Below are 15,273 nucleotides of genomic sequence, written 5' to 3' on the forward strand. Positions count from 1 at the left end.
GGCGCACGCTGGCCGCATGACCCATCTCCTCGCCGTCGTCCTGCGCCTGGTCGTACTGGGCGTCCTGCTCACCGCCTACTACGCAGCCATGCCCTACCTCTTCCCCGGGGAGCAGGACGCCAACATCGGCGCCGGGCTCCTCGCGTTCGCGCTCGTGGCGCTGGCCTGCGGCCTGTGGGGCATCGTCGACGGTCGCGCCAGGGGCGCCGCCACGGCGACGGCCGTCTGGGCCGTGGTCGCGGTCGTCTTCGGCGTGCTGTGGCTGGTCGGCCTGGCGCTGGTCGAGTCCGACGACAGCATGACCGTCTCCGAACGCCTCCAGGTCGATGCCTTCCTGATGGTCTTCATGGGCTCGCTGGTGCTGGCCCCCGCGCTCGTCGGCGTGGCCATCGGCAGGGCCCTCGGCGGGGCCTCCGGCAGCGAAGGCTGAGACCGCTCCCTCAGAAGAGCGTGCCGGAGCGCTCCAGGTCGAGCAGCGCCTGCTTGCGCTCCAGGCCGCCGGCATAGCCGGTCAACGTCCCGTTGGCGCCGATGACCCGGTGGCAGGGCACCACCACCGGGATCGGGTTGCGGCCGTTGGCCAGGCCCACCGCGCGCGACGCGGCGTTGGTCATCCCGAGCCGGTGGGCTATCGCGCCGTACGAAGCGGTCTCGCCGTAGCCGATGGCCCGCAGCTGCTCCCAGACGCGCTGCTGGAACTCGGTCCCCTGCGGCGCCAGCGGGAGGTCGAACTCCTTGAGGTCGCGAGCGAAGTAGGCGTCGAGCTGGCGGACCGCCTCCCGCAACAACAGGTCGTCGTCGAGGCGCGGACCGAGCGGCCGCCCGTCCGCCGGCGGGCGGAACGGAGTGAACTCGATCGCCTCGATCGCCTCGTCGCGCGCGACGATGCGCAGGTCGCCGATCGGCGAGGGCATCACGGTGAACATCAACGTTCTCCTTCGGGAGTGGACAGGGAGTGCCAGAGCTGGAGCTGCGCGTAGGAGCGCCAGGGACGCCACTCCTCGCTCAGCGTGGCCGCGTCGGCCGGGTCGGCACCGAGTGCGGCCAGGGCATGTCTGATGCCGACGTCGGTGGGGAGGAAGACGTCGGGGTCGCCGAGGGCGCGCAGGGCGATGTAGTCGGCCGTCCAGGGTCCGATGCCGGGGATGGCGAGGAGGGAGTCCCGTACGGCGACCCGGTCGCCACCCCGGTCGAGCGCGACCTGGCCGTCCGCGACGGCTGCGCAGAGCGCGAGGAGGGCCCGGCCCCGGGCACGAGGCATCGGGAAGTCCTCGGGAGCCAGCCCCGCGAGCGCTGCGGCTGTGGGGAAGAGCCGGGTCAGCCCGTCCGTCCCGGTCTCGATCGCGACCCCGTGCTCGGCGACCAGGCCTTCTGCCATCCCTCGGGCGCGCGCGACGCTGACCTGCTGGCCGAGAACGGCACGGACTGCCAGCTCCGCCCCGTCGACGTGGCCGGGCACGCGCAGGCCGGGGTGTCGTCGTACGAGCGGGCCGATCACCGGGTCGCTGGCGAGCGCCTCGGTGACGGCGACGGGGTCGCAGTCGGCGTCGAGCAGTCGCCGGGTCCGTTCGACCGCCGCCGAGGTGTCGCGCAGGTCGCTGAGCTCGAAGGTCGCCGACACCTGTCCGACCCCGCCGTCGGCCAGGAGGTCGGCCAGCTCCAGGCGCACCGTCCCGTGACCGTGGGGCAGAGACAGTGTGCGGGAGTACGACGACTCGTCGGCCACCTCGACACCCGGCACCGCACGGACCGCGAGGAACTCGAGCAGCGACCGACCCTCGAAGGGGGTGCGGACGGCCAACCGGAACGACACCGTCCCCGAGGCGGGGCGGCCGTGGCGACGGCGCCCGCGGAGCTGCGTGGGTGAGGAGCCGTAGACCTCGCGCATCGTCTCGTTGAACTGACGGATGCTGGAGAAGCCCGCCGCGAACCCCACGTCGGTCAGCCTGAGGTCGGTGGACTCCACCAGGCTCCGCGCCGTCTGGGCCCGCCTGGCCCGCGCCAGGGCCAGGGGGCCCGCACCGAGCTCGCGGGTGAGCAGCCGGGAGAGGTGGCGCGAGGTGTAGCCGAGCCGACGGGACAGGCCGTCGACGCCCTCCCGGTCCACCACCCCGTCGCTGATGAGCCGCATGGCGCGTCCGGCGACGTCGGCGGCCACGTCCCACCCCGGGCTCCCCGGCGTGGCGTCGGGGATGCACCGCTTGCAGGCGCGGTAGCCGGCCGACTGCGCCGAGGCCGCGGTCGGGTGGAAGGAGACGTTGGCAAAGGCCGGCGTCCGGGCGGGACAGGACGGGCGGCAGTAGATCCCGGTCGTGCGCACCGCGGTGTAGAAGACCCCGTCGAACCGCCGGTCCCGGCTCTTCACCGCGCGGTAGCAGGATGCGGGATCCAGGTCGACGGTGCTTGCGGTCATGTGCCCATCATGCCCGGTGCCCGACCCCTCGACCGGCGGAAATCGGACACTGCGAGTCAGGCGGTCGACCGGGCCTGCTCGTAGCGTTCGAGCGCCTCGACCCGCTCATGGTCGTGGTCCACGATCCGCTCGGGGTAGCCGTGGGCGTAGCCGTCCGCGTGCCGCCAGGGCTCGTGGGCCTGACGGCCCTCGAGGTGGGCCAGCTCGGGGACCCAGCGGCGTACGAAGTCGCCCTGGGGGTCGAACCGCGTCCCCTGGGTGACGGGGTTGAAGACCCTGAAGTAGGGCGACGCGTCCGTGCCCGTGCCTGCGACCCACTGCCAGCCGTGGTTGTTGGAGGCGAGGTCGCCGTCGACGAGGTGGTCGAGGAAGTGGCGCGCGCCCACCGGCCACCAGACGTGGAGGTCCTTGGCGAGGAAGCTGGCGGTCACCATCCGGAGCCGGTTGTGCATCCAGCCGGTCTCGAGCAGCTGGCGCATCCCGGCGTCGACGAACGGGAAGCCTGTCCGGCCGGCGCGCCATGCCTCGACCAACGGCTCGGTCTCGACCTGGGTGTCGTACGACATCCGCGTCAGCGAGTCGCGCAGGTCCGCCCACGCGGAGTCCGGTCGGTGCCAGAGGACGTCGGCGTAGAACTCCCGCCAGGCGAGCTCGGTCACGAAGGTGCGCGCGCCCGTCGACCGAGCGGCCGGGTGCGCGGCCACGTCGGCGAGCAGCGTGCGCGGGTGGATCTCGCCGTGCTTCAGGTGGACGGAGAGCTGGCTGGTCCCGTCGAGGTCGGGCCTGTCCCGCCCTTCGGCGTAGTGCTCGAGGCCGTCCTCGAGGAACTCGCGCCACCGAGCGAGCGCCGCCTCCTCCCCCACCGGGCCGAACGACCGCCCGTGGTCCACGAGCCCCTCGTCGAGGCGCTCGGACTCCACCGTCCGTCGCCAGCGCAGGCCGGCAGGACGAGGCTCGGGCGGGGCGACCTCGTGGCCGTGCCACGCCCGGGAGAACGGCGTGAAGACCTGGTAGGGCGTACCGCCCCCGGTCAGCAGGGTGCCGGGACGCACGGCGTACGGCGTCCCGCCGGCGTGCATCGAGATCCCGTCCGAGTCGAGGGCCTGCGCGACCTGCCGGTCCCGGGCCAGGGCGAAGGGGGTGAACTCGCCCGTGACGTGCACGCTGCGCGCGCCTGCCTCCGCTGCCACCTCAGGCACGACCACGGCGGGGTTGCCGGTGCGCACCACGAGGGCCCCGTCAGTGGCGACGTCGAAGGCCGCGAGCGACGCCTCCAGGCGGCTGCGGCGCGCGTCGCCGGCTCCCGCCAAGCGCGGGTCGCGGACGAAGAGCGGCAGCACGAGGCCCGCTTCGGCTGCGGCAGCCAGGGCAGGGTGGTCGTGGAGGCGCAGGTCGCGCCTGAGCCACACGATCGCGGTCATCCGTCCGCCGGGTTGCCGATCCTGGTCGTGATGGCCGACCACACGCGCACGGGCACGACGCGCGCGACCTTCATCATGATCGCCATCGGGAGCGGGAAGACGATCTCGGTGCGCTGCGCCTCGAGGCCGTCGGCAATCGTGCGCGCAGCCTCCTCCGCCTCCACCATGAACGGCATCGGGAAGTCGTTGGTGTCGGTCATGGGAGTGCGGACGAACCCGGGGCAGACGGTGGTGACCCGCACGCCGTGGCGCCTGAGCGCGGCGCGCAGACCCTCGAGCAGGTTGATCTGGGCGGCCTTGGTGGCCCCGTAGGCCTCGGCGCCGGCGAGTCCGCGGTAGCCCGCGACGGAGGCGATGCCGACCAGGTGGCCGTGCCCGGCGTCGACCATCGGCGGGACGACGGCGGCCAGCACGTTGTTGAGCCCGAGCAGGTTGACCTCGACGTGGCGCTGGAAGGAGTCGGCGTCCCACCGCGCAGCGTCGAACTGCTCCCAGTAGCCGGCACACCACACGACCGTGTCGAGGCCTCCCAGGGCGGCCCTGACCTCGCCCTCGGCCGCGCTGACGGCCTGCCGGTCCGTCGCGTCGAGGGGTACGACGACCATGTCGCCACCGGCGACCTCGTGGAGGTCCTCGGCCTTGCGGGCGCTGATCGCCACGTGGGCTCCGCGAGCGCGCAGCTCGCGCGCGAGGGCCGCACCGATGCCGCTGCTGGCACCGACCAGCCAGAAACGCCGGCCGTTGACCACGTCATCGTTGCTCATGCCCGTCCCTCCCGTCCCCGGCGGGTCAGTCGCACCTGCGCGACGTCGAGGTAGCCGGAGTCGAATCCCGCCTCACAGTAGGCCAGGTAGAACTCCCACTTCCGGCGGAAGGTCTCGTCGAACCCGAGGCGGTTGATCTCGGGCCAGGCCGCGTCGAACGCGTAGCGCCAGCGCCGCAGCGTCTCGGCGTAGTGCGGACCGAAGGCGTGCACCCGGTCGACCCGCAGCCGGGTGTGCTTGTCCGCGGTCGTCGTGATGGCCTGGACCGAGGGGATCATCCCGCCGGGGAAGATGTGCTTCTGGATCCAGCCGTAGGAGCGCCGTGTGGCCAGGTAGCGGTCGTGGGCCATGAGGATCGCCTGCACCGCTGCGACCCCGCCCGGGGCGAGGAGCCGGTCGATGGCCTCGAAGTAGGTGGGCCAGTACTCCTCGCCCACGGCTTCGATCATCTCGACGCTGACCACGGCGTCGTACGTGCCTGAGACCTCGCGGTAGTCCTGCAGCCGGATGTCGACCAGGTGTGCGAGCCCGGCGGCCTCGACACGCCCCTGCGCCAGGTCGGCCTGCTCGCGCGAGAGAGTCACGGTGGTCACCTCCGCGCCGCGCCGGGCCGCCTCGATGGCGAGAGTGCCCCACCCGGTGCCGATCTCCAGCACCCGGCTTCCGGCACCGACGTGCGCGAGGTCGAGGATCGCGTGCACCTTGCGGACCTGGGCCAGGGCCAGGTCCTGGTCGTGGAAGGGCAGGGACTCCTCGAACAGCGCCGAGCTGTAGCTCATGGTCTCGTCGAGGAAGGCGGCGAAGAGGTCGTTGCTCAGGTCGTAGTGGGCCTCGATGTTGCGGCGCGAGCCCTCGAGCGAGTTGCGCTGCGCCCTGGGGATCGGTCGGTCGACCACCCGGCGCAGACGCGCGAGCGCCGGCGGAACCGCGGTGGTCATCCGCTCGGCGAAGGGCAGCAGCACCTCGGCCAGGTCGGTGCCGGCAGCCGGCCGCCAGTCTCCGGCCATGTAGCCTTCGCCGATGCCGATCTTCGGGTGCTCGGAGACGCGGCGGAAGAACGCTTCCGGTCGCACGAGCTCGAGCACGGGGCGTCCGGGCTCCCCCGCCCCGCCGGCGAGGAGCGAGCCGTCGGGAAGTCGCACGTCCACGGGGACGCGGCCCGCCACCGCCCGGAGGATCCGACGTGCCACGCCGGCGCGCAGGCCTGAGGGCACTGCCACGGGAAGCCGTGTCGGGGCTGTGGTCAGCGTGGTCATCGAACTGCCTCCTGGGAGTGCGCGGGTCTGGGCTGGATGGGGAGTCGGGCGAGCCAGAGGCGGATGCCGTGCCAGCGGATCAGCAGGCTCACGCGGTGGGTCATGAAGAGGTGGCGGGCGGACGTGCGCAGGACGGTGCTCGTCGTGGCGGGCACGGGACGTCCGGTCGTCACCGCGGTGAAGACCCGCGAGCCCGCCCGCTCGAGGGAGATGCTCACCAGTACCTGGTCGGACGTGAGGCGCCACGCCAGGTCGTAGGTGCCGCTGGTGTCGTTGAAGGGCGAGACGTAGAACTCCTTGTCGAGCCGGGCGCGACCACGCTCGTCGGCCTCGACGAGGTAGGCGTGGCGCTCGCCGTAGGTGTTGTGCACCTCGAACACCACCGCACGCGGCGAGCCGTCCGCGCGCAGGCACCAGAAGACCGTCAGCGGGTCGAACACGTGGCCGAGGACCCGGGCGTGGGCCAGCATGAGGACCCTGTCCCCGGGCTCGACCACGACCCCGCGGCCCGCCAGCCACCGGCTCAGGTCTCCACGGATTCCACCCCCGAGACGTCCGCCGTCGAGGTGGTCCCGTGCGTCGAACCGGGCCAGCCACCGCAGAGGGCCCCTGAACCGCGGCAGCGCGTCGAGGTCGACCAGCCACTGGTAGTGGGCGTTCTCGAAGGCATGGCGCATCGGAGCACGGCGCACGTGGCTGACCGTGCCGACCACGAGCGCGGGCACCTGCGGGGCGTCGAGCGCGCTCACCAGCTGACACCCAGGGACGCGGCAGCCTCCACGCCGGAGCGGCAGCCGTCCTCGTGGAATCCCCAGCCCAGGTGGGCGCCGGCGAAGGCGAGGCGCTCGCCACCCGCCGACCGCAGACGCTGCGCGGCAGCCACCGCCTCGGTGGTGAATACGGGGTGGGCGTAGCTCATCTCGGCGACGACCTTGGAGGGGTCGACCAGGCCGGCTCCGTTGAGCGTGACGACCAGGTCGTCGCCAGCGGGCAGGCCCTGCAGGCGGTTCATCCAGTAGCTCACCGTCACACCACGATCCGCGAGAGGGCCACCGCAGCTGGTGCGGTGGTTCCAGGACGCCCGCGCGGCCCGACGGGCCGGCAGCAACGACTCGTCCCGGTGGAGGACGGTGTGGTTGACGGAGTAGGTGATGGCGTCGAGGTCCTGCTTCTCCTGCGCCGTGGCGTCCGCGAGCAGCGCCAGCGCCTGGTCGGCGTGGGTCGCCACGACGACCTGGTCGAAGGTCGACACCTCGCCGCCGGCGGTCATCACGTCCACCCCGTCGGCGTGCCGCGTCACGGCCACGACCGGGGACGAGCGTCGTACGTCGGGGAGCAGCGCGGCCAGCCGCTCGACGTAGACGCGAGACCCTCCCACGACGGTCCGCCAGGTCGGCGAGCCCTTCACGCTGAGCATCCCGTGGTGGTCCAGGAACTGGAAGAGGTGGCGCGCGGGGTAGGCCAGCGCGTCGGCGTCGGCCGAGGACCACACGCAGGAGACGAGGGGTACGGCGAAGTGGTGGACGAAGTGGTCGGAGTAGCCGCCCTCGGCGAGGAACTCGCCCCAGGTCGTCTCGGCGCCCTCGGTGGCCAGCAGCGCCCGCGCGGCCCGGTGGAAGCGCGGCACCTCGCTGAGGGTGCGAAGGAACCGTGGGTCGGCGGCGCGCCAGGGCTGGGCGAGGATGCCGCCCGCGCCGCGGCCGCCGGCGTAGGACAGGCCGCACGAGGAGCAGGTGACGCTCATGCTCATCTCGGTCGGCCGGGTCTCCACCCCGAGCTCGCGGAAGAGCCGGAGCAGGTGGGGGTAGGTGCGTTCGTTGTGGACGATGAACCCGCTGTCGACCGCGAGCAGGCCGCCCGCGCCCGAGGGGACGTCGTGGGTGTGGGCGTGGCCGCCGAGACGGCCGTCCGCCTCGAAGAGGGTGACGTCGCGGCTGCCCGCCAGGACGTGGGCGGCGGTCAGCCCTGAGACGCCTGCGCCGATGACGGCCGTGGTGGTCATGCGGACTCCTCGAGTCGTGTGTGTAGAAGTGCTTCGGAGCCGGTCGCCCCTGCGGATTGCCCACCCGCTTGCCAAGAAGGTATAGTCTCTGCACAAGGTTTGTCAAAGGTTTGTCCAACAAGGAGACTGCCGTGGAGATCCGACGCACGATGACTGTCAGCCGTCCGCACGACGAGGTCTTCGCCTACCTCCAGGACTTCACGACGACGACCGAGTGGGACCCGGGCACGGTCTCCACCACGCTGGTGTCCGGCGACGGCGGCGTCGGTACGCGCTACCACAACGTGTCGAAGTTCCTGGGTCGCGAGACCGAGCTCACCTACGTGGTCGAGGAGGTCCAGGCGCCACGCACCCTGCGGCTGAGGGGCGAGAACAAGACGGTCGTCGCCCATGACACGATGACCCTGATGCCGACCGCTTCAGGAGGGACCGAGCTGACCTACCACGCACGGTTCGACTTCAAGGGTCTTGCTCGCCTGGTCGCGCCACTCATGGCTCCCGCCTTCAAGCGACTCGGGGACGAGGCCGAGCAGCGGCTGCTCGACGTCCTCGGCGACGCAGGTCGCTGACCGCGAACGATGTACACCATCAAGCGTGCCGCCGAGCAGGTCGGCGTGAGCGTCTCGACGTTGAGGTCCTGGGAGCGTCGCTACGGGATCGGGTCGCCGCAACGGACCGACTCCGGCTACCGGCTCTACGACGAGCACGCCGTGCGCGAGCTCAGCATCATGCAGGCCCTGATCACAGAGGGATGGTCGGTGCGAGCCGCGGCGGAGGAGGCCCTCCGTCGTGCGGCGGCTCCCGTCGAGAGAGTGCCGCGCCCCTCCGACCAGTCGCTCGTGGCGATGGCGGAGTCCTACGACGTGGCCAGCCTGACTGCCCTCCTCGACGAGAGGTTCAGCACGGCTTCGTTCGAGTCCGCGGTCGACGGGTGGCTGATGCCCTCGTTGCAGGACCTCGGCAGCGCCTGGGAGGCGGGCCGGGTGAGCGTGGCCGGGGAGCACCTCGTCTCCTACAGCATTGCTCGTCGGCTGTCCGCGTCCTACGACGCCGCGGGGGGCAACGTCCTCGGTGCCTCCACACCCAACGTCGTGGTGGGTCTGCCCCCCGGATCACGGCACGAGCTCGGCCTCCTGTCGTTCGCGACTGCTGCGCGCCGACTCGGCCTGGCCACGACCTATCTCGGCGCCGACGTCCCCGTGAGTGCGTGGCAGGCAGCCGTGGCCGCGCGGCCGGTCGCCTGCGCGGTGCTGGCCCTGTCGGACGACGCCGATGTCGACGCGCTCTACCAGGTTGTCTCCGCGATCTCGGCGGCACGACCCGGCACGATCGTGGCCGTGGGTGGCAGCGCCCAGGACTCGGCCCCGCCCGAGTGCCTGCGCCTCGGCCATCAGGTGGGACCGGCTGCTGTCCTGCTCGCCGAACGTCTGGGGAGCCTGGCAGCCAAGCGGGCCGCGACGTAGGCCGGTTCGCGCATCGCCGAGACCAGCGGGTACTGCTCGGTCCCGGCCAGGGCGTGGGTGACCGGGTCGTAGCGCTCGGTCGTGTCGACCTCGGACCACTCTGCGTCGATGCGGCCTACCGCGTGCCAGGAGCCGGTGCCTCGCGCGACCTCGAGGTCGTACGACGCCGGCGGGACCTCACCGCCTGCTCCGCTCCCCGGGACCAGACGGAACGTCAGGGGACCACCTGCGGCTCGGACGGGCAGCAAGGTCGTCAGCACGCCGTACACCCGAGGCGGCCGCAGCGTGAGCAGGTAGCGCGACCACGCGTGCTCGCCCGTGCTGGCGAACAGCAGGTCGGCATCGCCCTGCACGCCGAGGCCCGGCAGGCGGAGGGCGAGGCCCTCGATGTCGGGCCAGCTCGTGGGGAGACCCATCGCACGCGACCACCGCAGCTCGCACGGATGGTCCCCGACGCCCGCGAGCACCGGAGGGCCGAGGGTGGGGTCGGGCCTGGTGATCTGCAGGGTGCCGGCGCCCAGCCGCCCCTGGGGGTGCAGCGCCTTGTCGCGGCGCAGGGCTCCAGTCACCCCGGCGGCTGCCGCCAGTGCGGCGCCGGGCAGCGCGCCCGCTGCGCGCGAGAGAGGGTGCGCAGCCATGTCAGGGCTCGAGGACGACCTTGATGCAGCCGTCCTCCTTCTTCTGGAACAGCTCGTACATCCGCGGCGCCTCCGAGAGCGGAACCCTGTGGGTGGTCAGGTCCTGGGTGCCGAGGGGGTCGGCCTCGTCCTGGACGTGGGGCATCAGCTCGTCGATCCATCTCTTGACGTGGCACTGGCCCATCCGGACCTGGATGCCGCGGTCGAACATCTCCATCAGCGGCAGCGGATCGACCTCGCCTCCGTAGACCCCGCTGATCGAGACCGTGCCGCCCCGCCGCACTCCCTTGAGCGCCGCGCGGAGCACCGACAGGCGATCGATGGCCATCTTGTCGGTCAACGGCCTGGCGACGGCGTCAGGGAGCAGCCCGACCGCGCTCTGGGCGACCTTTGCGACCGGCGAGCCGTGCGCCTCCATCCCGACGGCGTCGACCACGCCCTCCGGTCCGCGACCGCTCGTCATCTCGATGAGGGCCTCGGCGACGTCACCCACGTCGGCCGGGTCGAGGACCTCGGCGCCGTACTTGGCTGCCAGAGCCCGCCTCTCGGGGACGGGGTCGACGCCGATGACACGCTCCACGTCCATGGCGCGGGCACAGCGCACCGCGAGCTGTCCGACGGGTCCGAGACCGAGGACCGCGAGTGTGCCGCCGGGCTCGACGTCGGCGTACTCCACGGCCTGCCACGCGGTCGGAAGGATGTCGGAGAGGAAGAGCCAGCGCTCGTCGGGGTGCTCCTCGGGCACCTTGATCGGGCCGAAGTGCGCCTGGGGGACGCGGAGGTACTCCGCCTGGCCGCCGGGGACGGCTCCGTAGAGGGAGGTGTAGCCGAACAGGCGCGCACCCTTGCCCAGCTCGCGCACCTGCGTGGTCTCGCACTGCGCGAAGAGTCCGCGGTCGCACATGAAGCAGGAGCCGCAGGAGATGTTGAACGGCACCACCACGCGGTCACCCGGCTGGAGGTTCTCGACGCCGCTGCCCACCTCCTCGACGATGCCCATGGTCTCGTGCCCGAGGATGTCGCCCGGGGTGAGGAAGGGTCCGAGCACTTCATAGAGGTGGAGGTCCGAACCACAGATCGCGGTCGAGGTGACCTTGATGATCGCGTCGGTCGGCTCCTCGATCCGTGGATCGGGCACTTCCTCCACTCGGACGTCGCGCTTGCCGTGCCAGGTCAGTGCCTTCATGGGGAGCGCGGTACCCACCCGGCAGCCATGAATACGAGCGGTCGTCCGGGGTCAGCGAAGGTTGCAGAAGGCCTCGACCTTGTCCGCCGGTCCGGACACCACAACCTGGTCGCCTTCACGGATGACGCTCTCGGGTGTGGCGTACGCGAAGGTCTGACCGAGACGTTTCACTGCGACGACGGTGATCCCGAACTCCTGGCGGACGCCGTATCCCTGGAGGCTGCGGCCGTGCAGGGCCCGCGGAGCCGGCGACTTGGCGAAGGCGTAGCCCTCGTCGAACTCGATGTAGTCGAGGATCTCCTCGCCGCGCACGAGGTGCGCGACCCGCTTGCCCATGTCGTGCTCGGGGCGGACGACGTGGTGGACGCCGAGCTTTTCGAGGATCTTGGCGTGGGACGCGCTGATCGCCTTGGCCCAGACGTTCTGGACGCCGAGCTCGAGAGCGATCGATGCGGACAGGATGCTGACCTCGAGGTTGGTGCCCACGCCGATCACTGCCCGGGAGAACTCTCCGACCGAGAGCTGGCGCATCGCGTCCTCGTTGGTGGAGTCGGCCTCGACCACATGGGTGAGCCTGCCAGCGAGGGCGGCGACGATCTTGGGGTCGCCATCGATGCCGAGGACCTCCTCACCCTGCGCGACGAGTTCCAGTGCGAGGGAGCGCCCGAAGCGGCCCAGGCCGATCACGACGACTCCGTTCGTGCGGTGCTTACCCAATGAGGGGCCGTCCTTCCGGGAGTCGGTAGAGCCTGCCGCGCTCTCGCAGCGCGAGGGCGGAGACGAGAGTGATCGGACCGAGGCGACCGAGGAACATCAGACCGATGAGGATGAGCTGCCCGGCAGCTGGAAGGTCGTCGGTGATGCCGGCGGAGAGTCCCACGGTGGCGAACGCCGACACGGCCTCGAAGAGGACGAGGTCGAGGGCGTGGTCGGTCATCTCGACGAGAGCGAGAGTCGCCGTCATGACGGCACCCACACCGAGCAGCGCGACGGTGAGTGCCTGACGGATGGCCCGGTCATCGATGCGTCGTCCGTGCACCTCGACGTCGCGCTCGCCACGCGCTTCGGCCCAGATCACCCAGAACAACAGCACGAAGGTCGTGATCTTGATGCCACCAGCGGTCCCGGCCGAGCCGCCGCCGATGAACATCAGCGCACTGGTGCCGAGCAGGGTGCCGTCGCGTGCCTGGGCGTAGTCGATGGCGTTGAATCCGGCGGTGCGGGGCATGACGGAGTGAAAGAAGCCGGCGAGTATGCGACCCGGGGTGTCCAGCGAGCCCAGGGTGCCGGGGTTGCCCCACTCGTTCGCAGTGACGAACACGGTGCCGACGACGAGCAGCACGACCGTCGTGGACACCGTCATCGTGGTGTGCAGGCTCCAGGCCCGCCACACGGCCCCGTGGCGGATGAGCTCGAGCCATACCGGGAACCCGAGGCCACCGGCGATCACCGCGAGCGCGATGGGCAGGCACACCCACGGGTCATCGACGAAACCGATCAGGCTGTCGCTGTAGAGCGCGAAGCCGGCGTTGTTGAACGCCGACACCGCGTGGAACACGCCCAGGTAGGCCGCCCGCCCCCAGCCCTCGTCGTACGCCAGGGCGAATCGGAACGTGAGCAACGTGGCGGTGAGGAGCTCGATGACAACGGTGATCACCAGGACCCCGCGGATCACGGTGCGGACCTCGCCGATGCCGATCGCCTTCGTCTCGACCGCTGCGGTCATCCGCGAGCGCAGACCGAGCCGGCGCCACACCAGCATCGCAAGCAACGAGGCCAGCGTCATGATCCCGAATCCACCGACCTGGATCAGGGCCAGGATGAGCACCTCGCCGAAAGTCGACCAGTAGACCGGCGTGTCCACGGTGACGAGGCCGGTCACGCACACGGCACTGGTGGCATGGAAGAGGGCGGTGAGGAAGCCCGTACCGCCGGGCCCGCTACGGGCAAGAGGGAGCATCAGCAACAGCGTGCCGGCCAGGATCGCGACGAGGAAACCCGCAACCACGAGCTGCGCCGGATGACGCAGCCAGGCACGTCTGGCCCTGCCCTCAGCGAGGACGTCGCGGCGGGCCCTCATCTGTGGTTGCTCCTCTTGCGGCGCCACCAGAGCGGTGTCTCACCCACCCAGCCAGCCATGAGCCACGCCGCGCCGAACGTGAGGATGCAGAAGACCAGCAGCGCGCCGATGACAATGAGAACCTCGGTCATCGACGCTCCCTTCTGGTGTCCCCACGTGGCTCCGCAGCCGGGATGGACCCGGGGCGCGCCTCCATTCAAGGTGGCGCGATCGTGCACTGTGCCGGTCCTAACGAACTCCTAACACCGATGGCGGACGACCACGCGATGGGACGGCACACTTGGGTCGTGCTCGGAACCAGCAGCCTCAGCCCCTCCCGCCGACGGCGGGGCTACCTGCTGGCTGCGTGCGCGATCCCGGGCCTCACGCTCGCTCTGGTGCCGTTCCGTGACTCGTTGGCCCTGGCCACCACGATGCCCACGTTTCTCCTGCTCACTGTCGTCATCGCGCTGCTCGGTGGCCGTGGCCCGGCGATCGTGGCCGGACTGGCCGGGTCGGTGGCCATCAACTTCTTCTTCGTCCCGCCGTATCACCACTGGTCGATCGCCGACCCCGAGAACGTCGTCAGTGTGGTGACCTTCGTGCTCGTGGCCGTCCTGGTCAGCTGGGCCGTCGACCTTGCTGCGCGGCGCACCCAGCAGGCGGCCGAATCCGCGGCGCGCGCCGAGACGAACGCAGCAGCCGCACACCTGCGCACCGCGATCCTCGCCGCGGTCGGCCACGACCTCCGCACCCCCCTCGCCGTGGCGAAGGCCGGCGTCTCCGGGCTCCGCAGCACCGCCGTCGACCTCACGGCCGAGGATCGGCACGCACTGCTGGTCCGCGCAGACCACGCACTGGACCGGCTCGCCGGGCTCCTGGAGGACCTGCTCGATCTCAGTCGCCTCCAGACCGGCGCGCTGAGCCTGCGTCGCCAAGCCGTCTCCGTGGACGACGTCTTGTCCGGTGCGCTGGACGACATCGGCGTCGAGCCCCGCGGCGTGATCCTGGACATCGACGAGCATCTTCCGCCCGTCCTGGCCGACCCCGTGCTGCTGGAGCGGGTGCTCGCGAACCTCATCACCAACGCACAGAGATTCTCCCCCGCGGGCATGCCACCGACCGTCATCGCCCAGGCCGACGCCGGACGGGTCCTGATCCAGGTGGCCGACCGCGGCCCCGGCATTCCGGTCGAGGACCGCGAGCGAGTGTTCGCTCCCTTCCAGCGCCTCGGCGACACCGACGCAGGCACCGGTCTCGGGCTGGGACTCGCGCTCGCCCGAGGGCTCACCGAAGCGATGGGCGGCACCCTCGTGCCGAAGGACTCGACAGCAGACGGCCTCACGATGGTGCTCGACCTCGAGGCAGCGGGCAAGGAGTCCCCCGCATGACCCGAGTCCTGATCGTCGATGACGAGCCCGGCATCCGCGAGACCTTGGCCATCACGCTGCGCGCCAGCGGCTACGACATCGACACCGCGTCGGACGGCGAAGATGCACTTGCGCGGGCCGGCGGCACAGAGCCTGACATCGTCGTGCTCGACCTCGGTCTGCCCGACCTCGATGGAATTCAGGTCATCGCCCAGCTGCGTGCCATCAGCCAGGCGCCGATCCTCGTGCTGTCCGGGCGCACCGACAGCGCAGACAAGGTCGACGCCCTCGACGCCGGCGCCGACGACTACGTCACCAAGCCTTTCGGGATGGACGAGCTCCTGGCGCGCCTGCGCGCGATGTCGCGGCGAACCGGACCCGACGAGATCGACCCTTTCTGCTTCGGCGCCGCTGAGATCGACGTCGTCGCCAAACGCGTCACCGTCGCCCGAGACGGCATGAGGCACGAGGAGCACCTGACGCCGACCGAATGGCGTCTCCTGGAAGCCTTCCTGGAGTCCCCGGGTCGCCTGCTGAGCCAGGCCGACCTCCTCAGCGCTGTCTGGGGTCCCGGCTACGAGACCGCGCAGGGCAACTTGCGGCTCTACATGGCACAGCTTCGTCGCAAGCTCGAGGTGGATCCAGCGCGGCCCCGGCACTTCGTGACCGAGCCAGGACTCGGCTACCGACTCCAGGTGTGA

Annotated in this window: 17 protein-coding genes; 5 read left to right on the forward strand and 12 right to left on the reverse strand. The window is 71.2% G+C overall.

All coding sequences use genetic code 11. The features are described from left to right. The first annotated feature begins 16 nt into the window (after nucleotides 1–16). The gene (locus EXE58_RS01120) at nucleotides 17–430 is read left to right on the forward strand and encodes a hypothetical protein (RefSeq protein ID WP_135266183.1); all 414 of its coding nucleotides are present in this window, start codon (nucleotides 17–19) and stop codon (nucleotides 428–430) included. A gap of 10 nt (nucleotides 431–440) precedes the next feature. Here the strand turns inward: EXE58_RS01120 and EXE58_RS01125 are convergent, their stop codons facing one another. From EXE58_RS01125 to EXE58_RS01155, 7 genes are read right to left on the reverse strand one after another with little or no spacing between them, the layout of a single operon-like run. Continuing rightward, the gene (locus EXE58_RS01125; protein WP_135266184.1) at nucleotides 441–926 is read right to left on the reverse strand and encodes a methylated-DNA--[protein]-cysteine S-methyltransferase; all 486 of its coding nucleotides are present in this window, start codon (nucleotides 924–926) and stop codon (nucleotides 441–443) included. After that, entirely contained in the window at nucleotides 926–2,413 is a 1,488-nt protein-coding gene (locus EXE58_RS01130) for an AlkA N-terminal domain-containing protein (protein ID WP_135266185.1), read from the reverse strand. Before EXE58_RS01130 ends, EXE58_RS01125 begins: the two co-directional genes overlap by 1 nt. A 56-nt stretch (nucleotides 2,414–2,469) precedes the next feature. Then, nucleotides 2,470–3,834 (reverse strand): cryptochrome/photolyase family protein, encoded by a 1,365-nt coding sequence (locus tag EXE58_RS01135; protein ID WP_135266186.1) that lies wholly within the window; start codon nucleotides 3,832–3,834, stop codon nucleotides 2,470–2,472. Then, complete coding sequence (locus tag EXE58_RS01140; protein ID WP_135266187.1) at nucleotides 3,831–4,598, reverse strand: SDR family NAD(P)-dependent oxidoreductase; 768 nt, start codon at nucleotides 4,596–4,598, stop codon at nucleotides 3,831–3,833. Before EXE58_RS01140 ends, EXE58_RS01135 begins: the two co-directional genes overlap by 4 nt. Further along, entirely contained in the window at nucleotides 4,595–5,854 is a 1,260-nt protein-coding gene (locus tag EXE58_RS01145; protein WP_135266188.1) for an SAM-dependent methyltransferase, read from the reverse strand. The genes EXE58_RS01140 and EXE58_RS01145 overlap by 4 nt, the downstream gene beginning before the upstream one ends. Beyond that, nucleotides 5,851–6,603, reverse strand: a complete 753-nt coding sequence (locus EXE58_RS01150; RefSeq protein WP_244242368.1) for a DUF1365 domain-containing protein — start codon at nucleotides 6,601–6,603, stop codon at nucleotides 5,851–5,853. Before EXE58_RS01150 ends, EXE58_RS01145 begins: the two co-directional genes overlap by 4 nt. Next, the gene (locus tag EXE58_RS01155) at nucleotides 6,600–7,856 is read right to left on the reverse strand and encodes an NAD(P)/FAD-dependent oxidoreductase (protein ID WP_135266189.1); all 1,257 of its coding nucleotides are present in this window, start codon (nucleotides 7,854–7,856) and stop codon (nucleotides 6,600–6,602) included. The genes EXE58_RS01150 and EXE58_RS01155 overlap by 4 nt, the downstream gene beginning before the upstream one ends. Nucleotides 7,857–7,987: 131 nt before the next feature. On the opposite strand from EXE58_RS01155, the gene EXE58_RS01160 reads away from it, so the two are divergent. Together EXE58_RS01160 and EXE58_RS01165 are read left to right on the forward strand one after the other, a co-directional pair. After that, on the forward strand, nucleotides 7,988–8,425 hold the full coding sequence (locus EXE58_RS01160; protein ID WP_135266190.1) for an SRPBCC family protein: 438 nt from the start codon (nucleotides 7,988–7,990) through the stop codon (nucleotides 8,423–8,425). A 9-nt stretch (nucleotides 8,426–8,434) separates the two neighbouring features. Next, complete coding sequence (locus tag EXE58_RS01165; protein ID WP_135266191.1) at nucleotides 8,435–9,319, forward strand: MerR family transcriptional regulator; 885 nt, start codon at nucleotides 8,435–8,437, stop codon at nucleotides 9,317–9,319. On the opposite strand, the gene EXE58_RS01170 is transcribed toward EXE58_RS01165, so the two are convergent. The 5 genes from EXE58_RS01170 to EXE58_RS20240 are packed head-to-tail and all read right to left on the reverse strand — an operon-like array spanning nucleotide 9,247 to nucleotide 13,354. Beyond that, nucleotides 9,247–9,957 (reverse strand): phosphodiesterase, encoded by a 711-nt coding sequence (locus tag EXE58_RS01170; protein WP_135266192.1) that lies wholly within the window; start codon nucleotides 9,955–9,957, stop codon nucleotides 9,247–9,249. The genes EXE58_RS01165 and EXE58_RS01170 overlap by 73 nt on opposite strands. Nucleotide 9,958: 1 nt before the next feature. Beyond that, complete coding sequence (locus EXE58_RS01175; protein ID WP_135266193.1) at nucleotides 9,959–11,143, reverse strand: zinc-dependent alcohol dehydrogenase; 1,185 nt, start codon at nucleotides 11,141–11,143, stop codon at nucleotides 9,959–9,961. A gap of 51 nt (nucleotides 11,144–11,194) precedes the next feature. Then, entirely contained in the window at nucleotides 11,195–11,860 is a 666-nt protein-coding gene (locus EXE58_RS01180) for a potassium channel family protein (RefSeq protein ID WP_135266194.1), read from the reverse strand. Then, complete coding sequence (locus tag EXE58_RS01185; RefSeq protein ID WP_135266195.1) at nucleotides 11,853–13,223, reverse strand: TrkH family potassium uptake protein; 1,371 nt, start codon at nucleotides 13,221–13,223, stop codon at nucleotides 11,853–11,855. The genes EXE58_RS01180 and EXE58_RS01185 overlap by 8 nt, the downstream gene beginning before the upstream one ends. Beyond that, entirely contained in the window at nucleotides 13,220–13,354 is a 135-nt protein-coding gene (locus EXE58_RS20240; protein WP_279638255.1) for a hypothetical protein, read from the reverse strand. Before EXE58_RS20240 ends, EXE58_RS01185 begins: the two co-directional genes overlap by 4 nt. Before the next feature lie 156 nt (nucleotides 13,355–13,510). Here EXE58_RS20240 and EXE58_RS01190 point away from each other — a divergent pair, with 156 nt between their 5' ends. Beyond that, on the forward strand, nucleotides 13,511–14,593 hold the full coding sequence (locus EXE58_RS01190; protein WP_208544092.1) for a sensor histidine kinase: 1,083 nt from the start codon (nucleotides 13,511–13,513) through the stop codon (nucleotides 14,591–14,593). Beyond that, complete coding sequence (locus EXE58_RS01195) at nucleotides 14,590–15,273, forward strand: response regulator (RefSeq protein ID WP_135266197.1); 684 nt, start codon at nucleotides 14,590–14,592, stop codon at nucleotides 15,271–15,273. The genes EXE58_RS01190 and EXE58_RS01195 overlap by 4 nt, the downstream gene beginning before the upstream one ends.

It is taken from the genome of Nocardioides seonyuensis, assembly GCF_004683965.1.
Lineage (GTDB): Bacteria > Actinomycetota > Actinomycetes > Propionibacteriales > Nocardioidaceae > Nocardioides > Nocardioides seonyuensis.

Excerpts from the sequence above, each read along its gene's own strand:
- EXE58_RS01120 (WP_135266183.1), top strand. The coding sequence starts at position 17 with ATGACCCATCTCCTCGCCGTCGTCCTGCGCCTGGTCGTACTGGGCGTC.
- EXE58_RS01125 (WP_135266184.1), bottom strand. The coding sequence starts at position 926 with ATGTTCACCGTGATGCCCTCGCCGATCGGCGACCTGCGCATCGTCGCG.
- EXE58_RS01130 (WP_135266185.1), bottom strand. The coding sequence starts at position 2,413 with ATGACCGCAAGCACCGTCGACCTGGATCCCGCATCCTGCTACCGCGCG.
- EXE58_RS01135 (WP_135266186.1), bottom strand. The coding sequence starts at position 3,834 with ATGACCGCGATCGTGTGGCTCAGGCGCGACCTGCGCCTCCACGACCAC.
- EXE58_RS01140 (WP_135266187.1), bottom strand. The coding sequence starts at position 4,598 with ATGAGCAACGATGACGTGGTCAACGGCCGGCGTTTCTGGCTGGTCGGT.
- EXE58_RS01145 (WP_135266188.1), bottom strand. The coding sequence starts at position 5,854 with ATGACCACGCTGACCACAGCCCCGACACGGCTTCCCGTGGCAGTGCCC.
- EXE58_RS01155 (WP_135266189.1), bottom strand. The coding sequence starts at position 7,856 with ATGACCACCACGGCCGTCATCGGCGCAGGCGTCTCAGGGCTGACCGCC.
- EXE58_RS01165 (WP_135266191.1), top strand. The coding sequence starts at position 8,435 with ATGTACACCATCAAGCGTGCCGCCGAGCAGGTCGGCGTGAGCGTCTCG.
- EXE58_RS01170 (WP_135266192.1), bottom strand. The coding sequence starts at position 9,957 with ATGGCTGCGCACCCTCTCTCGCGCGCAGCGGGCGCGCTGCCCGGCGCC.
- EXE58_RS01175 (WP_135266193.1), bottom strand. The coding sequence starts at position 11,143 with ATGAAGGCACTGACCTGGCACGGCAAGCGCGACGTCCGAGTGGAGGAA.
- EXE58_RS01185 (WP_135266195.1), bottom strand. The coding sequence starts at position 13,223 with ATGAGGGCCCGCCGCGACGTCCTCGCTGAGGGCAGGGCCAGACGTGCC.
- EXE58_RS20240 (WP_279638255.1), bottom strand. The coding sequence starts at position 13,354 with ATGACCGAGGTTCTCATTGTCATCGGCGCGCTGCTGGTCTTCTGCATC.
- EXE58_RS01195 (WP_135266197.1), top strand. The coding sequence starts at position 14,590 with ATGACCCGAGTCCTGATCGTCGATGACGAGCCCGGCATCCGCGAGACC.